The 14,608-nt window shown below is 55.7% G+C and carries 10 protein-coding genes; 7 read left to right on the forward strand and 3 right to left on the reverse strand.

Going from position 1 to position 14,608, the window contains the following annotated elements; all coding sequences use genetic code 11:
• Nucleotides 1-38 precede the first annotated feature (38 nt).
• The 3 genes from Q371_RS02785 (at nt 39) to Q371_RS02795 (ending at nt 5,516) form a co-directional block, all read left to right on the forward strand.
• A complete protein-coding gene (locus Q371_RS02785) occupies nt 39-563 on the forward strand; it encodes a cyclin-dependent kinase inhibitor 3 family protein (RefSeq protein WP_051963113.1) in 525 nt (174 codons plus the stop codon).
• A gap of 417 nt (nt 564-980) precedes the next feature.
• On the forward strand, nt 981-4,499 hold the full coding sequence (locus Q371_RS25175) for a DEAD/DEAH box helicase (RefSeq protein ID WP_051963114.1): 3,519 nt from the start codon (nt 981-983) through the stop codon (nt 4,497-4,499).
• Between the two features lie 132 nt (nt 4,500-4,631).
• Nucleotides 4,632-5,516 (forward strand): alpha/beta fold hydrolase, encoded by an 885-nt coding sequence (locus tag Q371_RS02795; protein WP_245618199.1) that lies wholly within the window; start codon nt 4,632-4,634, stop codon nt 5,514-5,516.
• A 9-nt stretch (nt 5,517-5,525) separates the two neighbouring features.
• Here Q371_RS02795 and topA read toward each other — a convergent pair whose 3' ends face one another.
• The gene (gene topA, locus Q371_RS02800) at nt 5,526-7,838 is read right to left on the reverse strand and encodes a type I DNA topoisomerase (protein WP_051963115.1); all 2,313 of its coding nucleotides are present in this window, start codon (nt 7,836-7,838) and stop codon (nt 5,526-5,528) included.
• Between the two features lie 372 nt (nt 7,839-8,210).
• Here topA and Q371_RS02805 point away from each other — a divergent pair, with 372 nt between their 5' ends.
• Nucleotides 8,211-8,516: a hypothetical protein gene (locus Q371_RS02805; RefSeq protein WP_157442475.1), complete on the forward strand. Its 306-nt coding sequence runs from the start codon at nt 8,211-8,213 to the stop codon at nt 8,514-8,516.
• A gap of 51 nt (nt 8,517-8,567) precedes the next feature.
• Here Q371_RS02805 and Q371_RS02810 read toward each other — a convergent pair whose 3' ends face one another.
• The gene (locus Q371_RS02810; RefSeq protein WP_034335695.1) at nt 8,568-9,305 is read right to left on the reverse strand and encodes a hypothetical protein; all 738 of its coding nucleotides are present in this window, start codon (nt 9,303-9,305) and stop codon (nt 8,568-8,570) included.
• Nucleotides 9,306-9,706: 401 nt separating this feature from the next.
• Here Q371_RS02810 and Q371_RS02815 point away from each other — a divergent pair, with 401 nt between their 5' ends.
• From Q371_RS02815 to Q371_RS02825, 3 genes are read left to right on the forward strand one after another with little or no spacing between them, the layout of a single operon-like run.
• On the forward strand, nt 9,707-10,714 hold the full coding sequence (locus Q371_RS02815; protein ID WP_157442476.1) for a LacI family DNA-binding transcriptional regulator: 1,008 nt from the start codon (nt 9,707-9,709) through the stop codon (nt 10,712-10,714).
• Nucleotides 10,711-12,468: a maltodextrin glucosidase gene (gene malZ / locus Q371_RS02820; protein ID WP_051963116.1), complete on the forward strand. Its 1,758-nt coding sequence runs from the start codon at nt 10,711-10,713 to the stop codon at nt 12,466-12,468. Before Q371_RS02815 ends, malZ begins: the two co-directional genes overlap by 4 nt.
• On the forward strand, nt 12,465-13,760 hold the full coding sequence (locus tag Q371_RS02825; protein ID WP_051963117.1) for an alpha-amylase family glycosyl hydrolase: 1,296 nt from the start codon (nt 12,465-12,467) through the stop codon (nt 13,758-13,760). The genes malZ and Q371_RS02825 overlap by 4 nt, the downstream gene beginning before the upstream one ends.
• Nucleotides 13,761-13,865: 105 nt before the next feature.
• On the opposite strand, the gene Q371_RS02830 is transcribed toward Q371_RS02825, so the two are convergent.
• Complete coding sequence (locus Q371_RS02830; protein WP_034335701.1) at nt 13,866-14,396, reverse strand: hypothetical protein; 531 nt, start codon at nt 14,394-14,396, stop codon at nt 13,866-13,868.
• Between the last annotated feature and the right edge of the window lie 212 nt (nt 14,397-14,608).

Here is a 14,608-nt window from a genome sequence, read left to right on the forward strand (position 1 = left end):
ATGTTTTAAAGTTGGATCATGAGAGAAGGAGGAGCACCATGACTGCACTTCCCATCCTCGCCCCTCACGTTGCTGGCACCCGCATTCACATGACTTTTGCACCCGGCAAAAAAGGCCGGGGTTCCCTTTCTGGAACCCTGCACAACCGGGACCTCGACACCGACCTGTTGCGCCTGAGAAGCACCTACGGCACCACCCATCTGGTGACCCTGGTGGAAGACTTCGAGCTGGACATGCTGCAAATCCCAAACCTCTCAGAGAAGACCCTAGAGCACCAGATGCAGCACCTGCGCTACCCCATCGTGGACCTCGGGATTCCCTCGGATGCTTCCAGCTTCAAAGCCTTTGTGGACGACCTCAAAAACCTTTACCAGAGCGGAGCCACCTTCACGGTGCACTGCGTGGGCGGGCTCGGGCGCACAGGGCTTCTGGCCGCCATTTTGCTGCAAGAATTGCACGGTTACAGCCCACAAGATTCTGTTCAGGCTGTTCGTGAAGCCCGAACAGGAACCATCCAGACCAGAGAACAAGAGCAGTTCGTGCTGGACTGGAAAACGTTCTGAAAAAAGCCACCTCTTGATTCCACAACTTTTCGTTCTGGACACCCTGATGCCCACTGTGTCAGGGTGAATTTTGACTGAATGGCAGCCGGTTGCATGGCCTGCTCTCAGTCAGCTTGCCTCCAATCTGGGAACCCTTGTATCCACACATGAAGGCCAGAGATTTGCACATCCAGAGAAAATGCTCCAAAATGGGAACATCTGGTCGGCACGGGTGGTTGTCCCATGCCAACCGCTGGCCTTCAGGATGGGGCCAGAGCACATTGCCTCAAGTTCTAGGGTTGGACAGCATCAAGTGATGTCTGGAGGATCCCTCCGTGTCTCCCCCGAGAAAACAGGTATCCTGTCTGGTGCATTCGGACTTTGGCCCATGGGGTGCAGGGTCTGCAGGGTTCGCCTGATGATTGAAAGGATTTTGGAATGAGCAGGACCCTCAAAACCCCCCGGAGTTCCCGACCCTCTGGCTGGTCTGCCTTCTTTGAACCCAACGACTGGCAGGCTGGAATGGCCCTGTATCAGGAGGGGGGCGTGATCCACTGCCGCCACTTTGAAGCCCAGAGCACCCTCGAAGGCGAAGTGCGCGATGTCGTGGAAGTGTTTCGGGTCAAACTCCTACTGCAAGAAGACCTGCTGGAAGGGCAATGCACCTGCCGCAGGGACAAAAAGAAAAAAACCTGCCGCCACATGGCAGCCGTGATGCACCACCACCTCTCCCCTCCTCCTCAAGCCCGCAAAGTGTCTGGCTTGACCGAAGCCGACCACAAACACCTTGAGCGCATGGTGGACAGCTGGAAATTGCAGGGTCAATTGCACGAAGCTTTCCAGCTGAAACTGCAAGCCCTGTACCACCGTGCCCCCGCCGACCTCCAAAACCTCCTGAAAGCATGGAATGCCATGACCCTTTTGAAAGAATTAGACCCCGAAATCCAGATGCCTTCTGAACCCGAGCAAACCCCTTCAGGGGTGCTGCAACTCGGGAACATCACCCTGTCGGTGCCTGCGCCTCCCCCTCTGCTGGCCCAGACCGCCAACCCTGAGAAGCCTCCGGCCACACCCATTCTGGCCCCCAACCGGCCTCAACCGAGGGTGCGTGAAAAGCTGGCCTTTGCGCTGGACCTCGGACGAGGGAAACCCAACCCCACCTACCCGAGGCTGATCCCGATGGTGGGCACCTTGCGTGGGGGCCAGTTGCAGGATCCGAAGGTGTACGTGCAGGGCAAAAATTTTGTGCCCAGCCGTCAGGAAGGCGACTTGCTGTACCGCATGAACGAGCTGAAAGCCCAGCAACGCCTGCGCCACACCCCCGAGACCGACAAACTGCTGGAAGACCTGCTGGACGAGGGCATCCTGTTCCTGCAAGACCACTGGGGCCGTTTTCTGGACGACCGGGAAACCCGCGAAGGCCACGCTTTCTGGCATGAGGACGAAAAGGGTCACCAATACGCACAATTCCGCACCGATCCAGAGAGCAAAGTCTTGATTCTGCATTCTGTGTGGTTTGTGGACATGCAAACCCTGCAGATGGGCAAGGTGAACACCAAACTGCAACCCCACCAGTTGACTTTTTTTCTGGGCCTGCAACGGGTGACGGCAGATCAGGTGCCACAGGTTCAGCAATCCCTGAAAAACCTCGGGCCGGAAATGCCCTTGCCCCGAGAAATGCCTTTCGATGAACTGGAAGGCAAGCCCGAGCCCCATCTGGTGATTTCCGCTCAGGATTGGAGCATCGGTCCGATCACTGCGCCTGTGCCACACGCCACCCTGACCCTCAGTTATCTGGGCGAGAAGGTGCCTGCCAAAACCATTCCTCCTCTGGAACGTGCAGTGCAAGGGCTTCCACCGCTCAAGTTGCCCTCCAGAGGCACTTTAACGGTGGTCAAACGGGACGTGCAGGCCGAGCAGGGCATCCTGCAAACCCTGATCGAACAGGGCTTCCATGCCCTCAAAGGACACACCGATTTCACCCTGCCTTACCGTTACGGCAAACCCGGTCAATTCGTGCCAGAGCCGCTCTGGTTGCACCTCCTGCAAAAAGTGGTCCCTGAGTTGCAAGCGCAGGGCTGGAACATCGAGATGGACCGTTCCTTCCCCTTCAGGGTGATTCAACCCCGACTGGAAGCCCGCATTGTGGACGAGGAAGGCTGGTTTACGCTGGATCTGGGTGTGGAAGTCGAAGGCCAGAACGTCTCTTTGCTGCCCATGTTGATCGAATGGATGGAAACCCACCCCGAGGAACTCAAACTGCTGCTCTCTGCACAGGGAGACGCCCTGCAAGAGTACCTGCCAGTGGGTCAGAACATCTTCGTGAAGGTGGACATGCTCCGCTTGCGCTCCATTTTGCGCCTGCTTTCGGAGTTTTATCAGAAGAAAGAGGAAGAAGGCCAGAGCCTGCGTTTGCCGCGCATGGCCGCCGGGCTCCTGAGTGAACTTCAAGAACACCCCCATCTGGAATGGCACGGAGGGCAGGAGGTGCTGGCTCTGGCGAAAAGCCTCGGGCAACTGACCGGCAAGAAACGGCCCAAACTGCCTGCATCCTTGCAGGACACCCTGCGCCCCTACCAGAGGGAAGGGGTGGGGTGGCTGCAAGCCCTGCGCAAAACCGGCACCAACGGCATTCTGGCCGATGACATGGGCCTCGGGAAAACCCTGCAAACCCTGACCCACCTGCAAATCGAAAAAGAAGCCGGACGCCTGAAAAAACCCGTTCTGGTGGTGGCCCCCACCAGCCTGATGCGCAACTGGCTCTCCGAAACCGAAAAATTCACCCCAGAGCTGCAAACCCTTTTGCTGCATGGTCCGGCCCGCCGGAAACTGTTCGGGCAAATCAAGGAAGCCGATGTGGTGTTCACCACCTACGCCCTGTTGCACAGGGACATCGAGCACCTGAAAGAGCACACCTACCACACCATCATTCTGGACGAAGCCCAGTACATCAAAAACCACAAAAACCAGACCAGTCAGGCCTTGCTGGAACTCAGCAGCAAACACAAACTCTGCCTGACCGGAACCCCCATGGAAAACCACCTCGGGGAACTCTGGTCGCTGTTCCGCTTCCTGATGCCCGGACTTTTGCCCAAAGAATCCGAATTCCGGTCTTTCTTCAGGCAGCCCATCGAGAAAGAGCAGGACGCAGAAAAACAGATGCGCCTCTCCAGAATGGTCAAGCCTTTGATGCTCAGGCGCACCAAAAATCAGGTGGCCCGCGACCTCCCCGAGAAAACCGAAATCACCCTCAAACTGGAACTCGAAGGGGACCAGCGTGACGTGTACGAGGTGATCCGGGTGGCCATGCAAGAACGCCTGCAACACGAAATCCAGATGCGTGGCCTTGCCCGCAGCCAGATCCATGTGCTGGACGCCCTGCTGAAACTCCGTCAGGTGTGCTGCGACCCGAGGCTTCTGAAAATGGAAGAGGCCAGCAAAGTGCAGACTTCCGTCAAAATGCAGTGGCTGAAAGACACCGTTCCCAGCATGCTGGAAGAGGGACGCACCATCTTGCTGTTCTCGCAATTCACCTCGATGCTGGCCCTGATTGAGCAGGAGTTGCAAGAGCTTTCCATCGATTATGCCCTGCTGACCGGAAGCACCTCGGACCGTCAGGAGCAGATCCAGAAGTTCCAGTCCGGTCAGGTCAAGGTGTTTTTGATCAGCCTGAAAGCCGGAGGCGTGGGCCTGAACCTGACCGCAGCCGACACCGTGATTCACTTCGATCCATGGTGGAACCCTGCCGCAGAAAACCAAGCGACAGACCGCGCCTACCGCATTGGTCAGGACAAGCCCGTGTTCGTGTACAAACTGGTCACCGAAGGCACCATCGAAGAGAAAATCCTCGGGATGCAGCGTTTCAAAGCCGCTCTGGCCGCAGGCATTCTGGAAGGCACCCTTGGAGAAGGTCTGAAAATCACCGAAGAGGACATCAAAGGGCTTTTTGGGCCGTAAGAGAAGTTCACAGTGGACAGTTCACAGCGAGAAATTTTCGTGCAGGAGATTCCAGATCAACAAACGTGGCAAGGCATGTGAACAAAGTAACCCATTCTGTATATATCAGAACACAGATTGGTGTTTTGCAGTATGCTGACCTCATCCCACTTGACCCCCGAGGTTCACATGCCCACCCCATTCACGCTTGATCTGCCCGATGGTCGCACCCTGCAATTGCACGATTTCGATTTCTCTGGATCCAAAGCTGCCAGAGTGGTGTTCTGGCACCACGGAACACCCAATCTGGGCCTGCCTCCCGAGCCTCTGTTTGATTTGAGTGCCCGTCTGAACGTTCGGTGGGTGTCCATCAATCGGGCCGGATATGGCCTGTCCACAGAGAAACCCGGTCGCAGCATCCTGAACACCGCCGAAGATGTCTTGCAGGTGGCAAACGCTCTGGATCTGAAACGCTTTGGGGTGATGGGCCACTCAGGAGGTGGACCCCACGCTCTGGCGTGTGCAGCCCTCATGCCAGAGCGGATCACAGGGGTGGTTTCTCTGGCTGGACTGGCCCCTTTTCAGGCCACAGGTCTGGACTGGTTTGCAGGGATGTATCCGGGGGGCATCCAGACCTTGCAGCAAGCCGCTCTGGGCAGAACCGCCAAAATCCAGCACGAGCAGTCCAACCCCGAGTACGACCCTGAAATGTTCACCCCTTCCGACCATGCAGTCCTGTCTGGCGCATGGTCATGGTTGCAAACCGTGGTGGATGGGGCTCTGGATCACGGCATCTCGGGTCTGGTGGATGATGACATCTCTTATGTGACCCCCTGGGGCTTTGACCCCTCCCAGATCCAGAGCAAGGTTCTTCTGGTGCATGGGCAGCAGGATCGGGTGGTGCCTTTCTCACATGGGGTGTGGCTGAAACAGCACTGCTCGAATGCAGAACTGTGGGCCATTCCAGAGGCCGGTCACCTGTCGGTGCTGAATCAAGCAGAGCAAGCTCTGGAATGGCTGGTCAGGCAGGATGGGTGATTTGGAGGGTCACTTTCGCTTGCTCTGGTGCGCCTTGAGCATTTCGCTGGCCTCCTGATAGGTCAGGCTGTCCAGATCCAGAGCCTCTGGCAATGGCGCAAAATTTCTGCCACTGGACAGGTAACGGCCCCGTTCGTTGCTGCGCACCTGAATGGTGCCCCTTCCACTTTTGAGTTCCTTCAGGATCTGGTTTTCCTGTTTGGCCTGTTCTGCATGCTGCAAGGCTTTTTCCAGAGTCAGATGGGGCAACACCGAGGCGTGCACCTTCAATTTGTGAAAGGCGTCTCCGATTTTCAGGTAAGGGCCGTATTTGCCCACACCCACGCTGACCTCTTGCCCTTCGTGCGTCCCGAGGGTGCGCCGTTGGCTGTTCACCGACTGGGCCTTGAGGGCCACCGTTTCTTCAGATGCAAGCAGTTCTGTGGCCCTGTCCGGGGTCAGTTCGTCTGGCTTGAGTTTCTCTGGGATGCGGACGGCTTTGCCTCCAGAGGCCAGCACCGGAACCCCATCCTGAATGCGAACCTGAAATCCAGCTTCTTTCAGGGGAACTGGAGTGAAATCAGGATCGAAAGGGGGCCTCTGGCGGTATTGCTGGACCTCCTGCCCGAGTCCGCCTTCTGAAAAATAAAACTGGGTGAGGTAGTCCAGTCGGGTGCGTTTCCCGGCAGCGATGTCGTCCAGTTGCTGTTCCATCTCTGCGGTGAAGGTGTAGTCCAGAAAACGGGGAAAGCTGTGGGTCAGGAACCGGCTGACCGCCACCCCGAGCCATGTGGCATGCAGGGTGTTTTTGGTGCGCTGGATGTACCCTCGGGTTTCAATGTTGGAAAGGATCGAGGCGTAGGTGGAGGGTCTGCCAATTCCAGCTTTCTCAAGGGTTTGAACCAGTTTGGGTTCAGAGAAGCGCACAGGGGGCTGGGTTTTGTTGTTCTTGACGGTGCATTTCTGCACTTTGATGCTGTCTCCGACGTTGAGTGGAGGAAGTTTCTGACCGTCGTCCTCCTGTTCGTCTTTGCCCTCGGTGTAAAGGGTGCGGAATCCGGGTTCATCGTAGGTTTTTCCGCTGGCATGGAACAGGTGCTCCAGATGGTTGAGGGTCAGGGTGCGTTGCCGTCCGGTGGCATCGATCATCTGGCTGGCAAGGGTGCGTTTGTAAATCAGTTCGTAAAGCTGGTGTTCCTCGTCAGGGAGTTCTTTTTTGGCCTGACTGAGCGGTTTGAACGCCTGACCAGAGGGACGGATGGCTTCGTGGGCCTCCTGTGCATTCTGGTTTTTGCTGGCGTAAATTCTGGGTTGGTCTGGCAAAAGTTGCGCCCCATAATGCTGCTTTACGGCATCTCTGGCCCCTTTGAGCCCCTCGTCTGACAGGGAGGGGGAATCGGTGCGCATGTAGGTGATGTATCCGGCTTCGTAGAGTTTTTGCGCCACCTCCATGCTCTTTTTCACCGAAAACCCGAGCTTGCGTGAAGCTTCCTGTTGCATGCTGGACGTGATGAACGGAGCTGGAGGTTTTTCACGGAAAGGTTTTTCCTCGTCGGATTTGAGGAAGAGGGGATGCTTTTTGAGTTCGGCAGCGAGGCCATCTGCTTCAGATTTGCTTAAAGGGTAAGCCCCTTCTTTGAGTTGACCTTTGCTGTCAAAGTCTTTGCCGGTGGCCACCCTCTGGGCTGCGAAGTGGGTCAGTCGGGCCGTGAACCCGGCCACGGTCTGGGCATCCAGAGAAATGAACTGGGTGGGCACGAACACTGCGCGTTCCAGTTCCCGTTCTGCCACCATCCTGAGGGCCACGCTCTGGACCCGTCCGGCACTCAGTTTCGGTCCGAGGGACCACAGGAGGGGACTGATTTCGTATCCGTACAGGCGGTCCACACAGCGGCGGCTTTCCTGTGCGGCCACCAGACTGAGGTCCAGAGGTCTCAGGTTTTGCAGGGCTTGCTGGATGGCTTTCTGGGTGATTTCGTGGAACACCATGCGGTGCACAGGCACGGTGGGTTTCAGAAGTTGCAGGAGGTGCCATGAGATGGCTTCGCCTTCGCGGTCTGCATCTGTGGCCAGATAGATTTCGGTGGCTTTGCGGGCCAGATCTTGCAGTTTCTGGACCTGTGCCGATTTGCTGCTGCTGGTCACATAATACGGGCGAAATTTGTTGTGGACATCAATGCCCATGTTCGCCCAGGCCTCTTTGCGGTACTTCTCGGGGAGGTCGTCTTTCTTGGCGGGCAAATCCCGCACATGGCCAAAACTGGCTGCCACCACAAAGCCATTCCCCAGGTAACTGCTGATTTTCTTGATTTTTCCGGGCGATTCCACAATGACGAGTTTCATGGGCCTTCCTTCCTGCCCAGAGCCTATCACATCTGGACACAGATATGTTATTTACATAATAACATGCAAAATGCTCCTTTCTGCAATCTGCTGCTCGAGTATTGAGGTCACCGCAAAGCCTGAGGTTTGGCACGTCATCGGAGAAAGCGGTCAGCGGTCAGCCCTCCGCTTTCAGCGCAAAGCCCACCTTGAAGCGTTTGCTTTCGAGAACAGCAATACACCAAAAACGAAAAGGGAAAGTCCACTCAGATTTTAAGCTCAAAAGGCAGCAAGAAGACTTTCCTTCTGGCTGACGGCTGAGCGCTGACGGCTGATGGCTCTCTCTGTTTGCATCGCCCGAACAGCGACTTTACGCTTACCCTGTCGGGTATCATGACCACAACCACAGGAGGCCACATGAAAGTGCGCGTGCACATCCAGACCGATTCCATCACCCTCGATGAAACCCTCTCTGGGGTCAACGAAGAAGACATCTGGCAACAAGCCCGCAAAGAAATGGAACGCCGGGCTCCCTTTTTGACCCGAGCCGCCCTGCGCCTGATGGATGACGATGCACTCTGGGCACGCATCACCCGGCACATCAACCGCACCCAGCAACGCACTGAACCTGTGCCCACCGACGCAAAAAGCTTTCTGGAACTGGGCATTCGAGCAGGACTGGTCACCCGTCTGGAATGAACACCAAAAAAGAAACAGACCCGAAGGTCTGCTTCTTGACGGAACAACCGATCAGTCGTGGGCCACCAACTCGCCCGAGTGCAGATCATACAGGGCCGTCAGGGACTGCAGCGAAATGCTGGCGGTTTGGGAGTTCTGCACACTGTCTGCATTGATCCAGACGATCTGTGACCCATTGCCCTGCAAAGAGTAGGAGTAATTCTGGAAGGGCACGGCACTGACTTTGTACATGTTGACTGCACTGCCCACCCCTTGCACAGTCTGACTGGGATCGCTGGTGGAATTCAGGACCACCACCTGAGCGCTCTGCTCTTTGAACTGCACAAAAATGAACTGGTTGATGTTGCTCTGGACCTGCAACTGGTACCAATGCGAGGCGGGCACATCAAAATACCGGGTGAATTTCTCAAAAGAATGGGGTCTTCCGTCCTCTGGGAGGCCTTTGTTGCTGATGCCAGAGGTGTCGGTGGGCATTTTGACGCTGCAAATGAAAGCCTGCACCTGTGCACCGGGCTGGTTCTGCAGCATGCTCACCGAGACGGTGGTGGTGTCTCCGCCGTACACGAAGACCACCGAAGCCAGGCCCTGATTTCCAGTGGTGCCGGGTACGTTCACGGTCACGGGGGGTTGTGAGTTGCTCCACACCACAGCAAGGTTGGCCCCAGTGTCGTTCTGGGCCGAGTTGTAAAAGAACAGGCCGTACAGTTGCCCAGCGTTCAGGGTCTGGCACACTGCGGTGTCTCCGGGGTTGAGGGTCAAAAGCTGTCCATTGTTCCAGTTGTAAGACATACATCCACCTTCCCTTTCAGAAAGATCCTTGAATCTCTCTGGGGTGAGGATATTTCAAATGACGTTAACCTTTCGTTAATTGGGTCGTTAATTGCTTGATATCATATCCCTTATTTTAAAGTCAGTGGAAACATCTATCTGGATTAAGGGTAATGCCAAGTTTCCAGTAGGGTTTTCCTTGACCTTTGTTGATAAAGCAATTTTACAGAAATAAAGAAGCCAACCGCATCAACCAGAGCAATCAGGGTTTTCCCCAGTCAAGCCTCTAGGACCCCATAGACAATCTGCCTTTGTGGACCTACAATCCATTGAACCTTGAAACACACCTCAAACAGAAATCGATTTCTGTTTTCAGGCAACCAGAGATTTTCCGTCCCAGAACCCTCTTTTTGTGGAGACCCATGAGCAAACACAACATCCACACGCTTGCCAAACTTGCCGGTGTTTCAGCGGCCACCGTGTCGCGGGTGCTGAACGGCAACCCTCAGGTGAAGGCCCACCTGAAAGAAAAAGTGCTGCAAGCCCTTCAGGAAACGGGATTTCAGCCGGATCCCAAGGCCCAGTCCCTGAGGGCTGGAAAAACCCGCACCGTTTCAATCATTTTGCCGATGGTGGACACCGATTTTTACCGGCGTTTGCTCTGGGCCATGGAAAGCGTGTTTGAGCCTGCCGGGTACGATCTCGGGCTGTACCCTCTGGTGGGAAGCCTGAAAACCCGCAGGTACCAGCAAGCCACGGCCCTCCCTTATCAGGGGGATGGGTTGATCCTGAGTTCCCTGAACCTGAGCACCCTGTACAACGGTCTGCCGATTCCATTTCAGAAGCCCACTGTGCTGGTGGACACCCAGCATGAGGGCCACGCCAGTTTCTGCATCGACAACTTTTGGGGAGGGGTGCAGGCAGCAAGGCACCTGTGCAGCTTTCCTGAACCCATGGTGTTGATTGGCCTGAGGCAGGACCTCACCAGTCCTTTCGTCAGTCCAGTGCTGCAAGCACGCTACAACGGCATCCAGCACGGCCTGAAATTGCATGGACGCACTCTGGCCGGGGCGGAATACGTGGACCTGACGACCGAAGGAGGACGGCAGGCTGCAAGAGGATGGTTCCAGCATCACCCAGAGCCCTGCCAATTTCTGTGCATGGCCGACACTGTGGCCCTTGGGGTGCTCAGGCACGTGCGGGAACAGGGACTTCCGGCGAGGGTTCTGGGCTTCGATGACCACACTTTTGCAGCAAAAGAAGGTCTGAGCAGCGTCGCCCAGCCCATCGAAGAAATGGGCAAACAGGCTGCCCAGCACCTGCTGAATTTGCTTGAAGGACACCCCGCAGAACCCATTCAGGTGGTTTTGCCTCCCGAGCTTGTGGTGCGCGAATCCAGCCTGCACCTGTCTGAAAGGAGAACACTGTGACTTACCACCATGACGGCACCCCTTTTTTCCTGAAGCGCGAGGGAGAACACATGCGGGTCTTTCTGGAAGCCCCCCCAGAGATGGAAGGAGGATGGGCGGTCAGTTACGCTTACGGCGACGAACAACTGCTGCCTCTGGAAAAAGCACCAGATGGTCGCTGGACGGGCCTCGTGTACATCCAGAAGCACCAGAAAACCCACTACCGTTTCAAGGTCCTTGAAAGGGGGAAACTCTGGTGGTTCAATCAGGCAGGCTTGAGTCGCAGCAGTCCGGCCTCTGGACAGGATTTCAGTTTCACGCCAGTTGCCCCTCCAGTGTGGGTGAGGGAAAGGGTGTTCTACCAGATTTTTCCAGAGCGCTTCAAGAATGGTGATCCTTCCATCAGCGTGCAGGAAGGCGAATACTTTTACGAAGGCCGAGATGTGATGGCGAAAAGCTGGGATGACCTGCCCGGACGCCACACCGGACATCAGGAATTTTATGGTGGAGATCTTGAGGGCATCCGTCAGAGCATCCCTTACTTTCAGAAGCTCGGGGTGAATGCTTTGTACCTGAATCCCGTCTTTGAAAGCCCCTCCAGCCACAAATACGACACGCAGGATTACCTGAAGATTGATCCGCATTTTGGAACCAACGCAGGCTTTGCAGCTCTGGTGGAAGAACTGCACCAGAACGACATCAAAATCATTCTGGATGGGGTCTTCAACCACACCGGAGACCGCCACCCATGGATGAACAAAACCGGACTTTACCCTGAGGCAGGGGCGTACCAGAATGGTCCCACACGGGATTTCTACACCTACACCGGACCAGAGCCTGAAGATTACCTCGGGTGGGTGGGCGTGAAAACCCTGCCCAAGCTGGATTACGCGAACCCACAGGTGCGTGATGCCATTTACAGAAGCCCGGACAGTGTGGTGCGTTTCTGGTTGAAAGAGCCTTACCAGATTGACGGATGGCGTCTGGATGTGGCCCCGATGATTGGCATGAACGGCTCAGATGAGGGCAACAAAGACATCCTGAAAGAACTTTATACGGCTGCCAGAGAAACCCACCCGGACGCGTACATCTTCGGAGAGCATTTTTACGATGCCGTGCAGTGGTTGCAAGGGGGCACCGAAGACGCCACCATGAATTACCACAGTTTCACGTGGCCCACCTGGGCTTTTCTGGGCGGTCTGGACCACCGTGGGGTGCCTGCCCATGAAGACGCCGAAGACTGGGCAGAGGCGATTTTGCGAAACCTCTGGCAGTTGCCTTTTTCGTTTCAGTTGGCCCAGTTCAATTTGCTGGACTCCCATGACACCCAGCGTTTCGCCACCGTCTGCCCGGATCCAGAGCGACAGAAGATCGCCGCGGCCATGTTGCTGACCTTCATCGGGGTGCCCTGCATTTACTACGGTGACGAGATCGGCATGGAAGGCACCTATGACCCGGATTGCCGCCGGACCATGCCATGGGACCATCCCGAGCGGTGGGAACATCCCCTGTACGAATGGTACCGTGACCTCATCCGGTTGCGCCATCAGGAGAAAGCTTTGCAAGAAGGCAGTTTCCGCATTGTGCTGGCCCAAAAAGACCATCTGGTCTATGAAAGGCGTCTGGGCGAGGAGCGCATTCAGGTGGTCCTGACCCGCCATGCACCTCTGGAATACACCCTTTCCGGCCACTGGACGGACCTGCTCTCTGGCGAAATTCTGGAAAGCCTTCATCTGCCCTCTGCCGGGGTGCGCATCATCAAGGAGAAACGATGAAAAAGACGCTTGTGACCGCTGGAATCCTGCTGGCCTTCTCTGCACAGGCACAGGTCCTGCCTGCCCCCTCGTGGATGCCAGAAGCGACCCTCTATCAGGTGTTCATTCGCAACCACACGCCTGAAGGAACCTTCAAAGCTGCAACGGCCCGTTTGCAGGAAATCCAGAACCTCGGGGTGAACACCGTGTACCTGCTGCCGTTTTACCCCACTGGAGAAAAACAGCGCAAAGGCACACTGGGCAGCCCTTATTCCATCAAGGATTACACCGCTGTGGACCCGAGGCAAGGCACCTTGCAAGACTTCCAGAACTTCGTGAAAGAGGCGCACCGTCTGGGTTTGCGGGTGGTGATCGACATTGTTTTCAACCACACCGCATGGGACCACCCCTGGACCACCGATCACAAAGACTGGTACCGCCAGAATCCGCAAGGCGACATCATCGCACCCAATCCCGAGTGGACCGATGTGGCCGCCCTGGACACCTCCCATCCAGAGGTCCAGCAAAAGTTGATCGAGGTCGGTCTTTTCTGGTTGCAGCAAGGGGTGGATGGTTTCCGTGCCGATTACTCTGGGGGGGTTCCGCTCAGCTTCTGGCAGAAATTCCGTCCGGCCATGAAAGCCTTCAACCCTGAAGTGCTCTTGCTGGCCGAAACCGGAGACGCCCCTTACCATGACCGGGCTTTTGACCTGTCTTACGACTGGGACGGCATGTCCAGAGCGGTTGGGGTGGCCAAGCTCTTGATTTCCGCCAACCGCTTTTTTGACCATCCCACCTTTGAATCCACGATGGTCTCCAACATTCCCAAATTGCGTTATCTGGAAAACCACGATCAGGAACGCATCGGCAGCAAACTGAACAGCCTGCCTGTCCTGAAAGCCGCAGCCGGGCTTCTGCTGACTGAACCGGGTGTGCCCCTGATTTATGCAGGTCAGGAAGTGGGCCTCACAGAGCGTCCCAGCCTGTTCGATCCCGCCCCTCTGGACTGGGCAAAAGGCAACCCTGCCCTGAAAGAAACCTACCAGAAACTGCTGACGGTTCGGGCGAAACTTCCAGCCCTGCACACCGGAGGGTTGCGTCTGGTGGCCGGGCAACCGCGCAATGTGGCTGCATTCGTGCGCTTCACCCCAGAGCAGAAAGCCGTGGTGTTGATCAACTTCTCTGGAGAAGCGCAAGAGGTCAACCTTCCATGGGCCAGAACGTGGTTTGATCAGGTCTCGGGTCGGGCCATTGCAGGTGGGACGTGGAAGCTGCAGCCCGGAGAAACCCAGATCTTGCTGGACCGTCCGTAAAACAGCACCCTGTTTTCTCTGGAAGGGATTTTTGAAATGGGAAGCTTCACCTGAATCCTCCCATTTCACTGACAGACACTGTAGAAAGACTTTGACCCGCTCAGTTCACATGGTTGAAGTGCTTTTGAACCGAAAGAAAAAGCTGTGTTTGAGGGTTTCAGACGCCTTCTGGTAGGTCAAATTGAGAATCACCGTTTGGCTTCCGAAAAAAAAGGGCATAGGCATGAATGACCCTTTCTTATCCGACGCAGGAAGCCAGGAGCCATCCTGTGCTTTTGTTGGGGTCAGTCTCACACGAAGGACTTTGCTAGGTGCCAGGGTTTCTTCGGTGGGAGGGTTGCTGCGGAACTGCTGAATGGGAGAACTGCCATGTGTCCCCACCTGAAAATCAGATTGGTTCCAGAGCAAGGTCACGTTTTCATCACCCCGGTTGGTGATGGCCACATTGATGTGACCTTGCACCTCCACAGCAAAAGTGTACGAAAGAGGAGCTTTTTCTGCAGTCAAGTCCTGGATTTCTTTTCCTTGAGGGTCCAGTTGCACCAGAGCCGCATCAGGATACTGGGTGAATGTACGGGTGGGGGCACAGGCCATGCAGGCAACAGCAAGCAACGTCAATAGAACAATGTTTTTCATTTTTTCCTTTGAAACCTCAAAAAGGTTTGACTTTTGCAGGATACTACAACAGGAAAGCCATCGGGAATCTTTTCATCTGCCAAAGCCATTTTGCTGGGTAAATTTGGCTTGGCAGGATCGACTCCATCAAACCTTGGAGCCCAGCAGCGGAAATTTGAGGGTCTGTGTGATGAAAAGGCGAACATTTCAGAACAAATCAAGGTTTTTTCTGA

It is taken from the genome of Deinococcus misasensis DSM 22328 (genome assembly GCF_000745915.1).
GTDB classification, from domain to species: domain Bacteria; phylum Deinococcota; class Deinococci; order Deinococcales; family Deinococcaceae; genus Deinococcus_C; species Deinococcus_C misasensis.

Bases quoted from the DNA above. Each gene is read 5' to 3' on its own strand.
- Q371_RS02785 (WP_051963113.1), top strand. From the start codon at position 39: ATGACTGCACTTCCCATCCTCGCCCCTCACGTTGCTGGCACCCGCATT.
- Q371_RS25175 (WP_051963114.1), top strand. From the start codon at position 981: ATGAGCAGGACCCTCAAAACCCCCCGGAGTTCCCGACCCTCTGGCTGG.
- Q371_RS02795 (WP_245618199.1), top strand. From the start codon at position 4,632: ATGCTGACCTCATCCCACTTGACCCCCGAGGTTCACATGCCCACCCCA.
- topA (WP_051963115.1), bottom strand. From the start codon at position 7,838: ATGAAACTCGTCATTGTGGAATCGCCCGGAAAAATCAAGAAAATCAGC.
- Q371_RS02805 (WP_157442475.1), top strand. From the start codon at position 8,211: ATGACCACAACCACAGGAGGCCACATGAAAGTGCGCGTGCACATCCAG.
- Q371_RS02810 (WP_034335695.1), bottom strand. From the start codon at position 9,305: ATGTCTTACAACTGGAACAATGGACAGCTTTTGACCCTCAACCCCGGA.
- Q371_RS02815 (WP_157442476.1), top strand. From the start codon at position 9,707: ATGAGCAAACACAACATCCACACGCTTGCCAAACTTGCCGGTGTTTCA.
- Q371_RS02825 (WP_051963117.1), top strand. From the start codon at position 12,465: ATGAAAAAGACGCTTGTGACCGCTGGAATCCTGCTGGCCTTCTCTGCA.
- Q371_RS02830 (WP_034335701.1), bottom strand. From the start codon at position 14,396: ATGAAAAACATTGTTCTATTGACGTTGCTTGCTGTTGCCTGCATGGCC.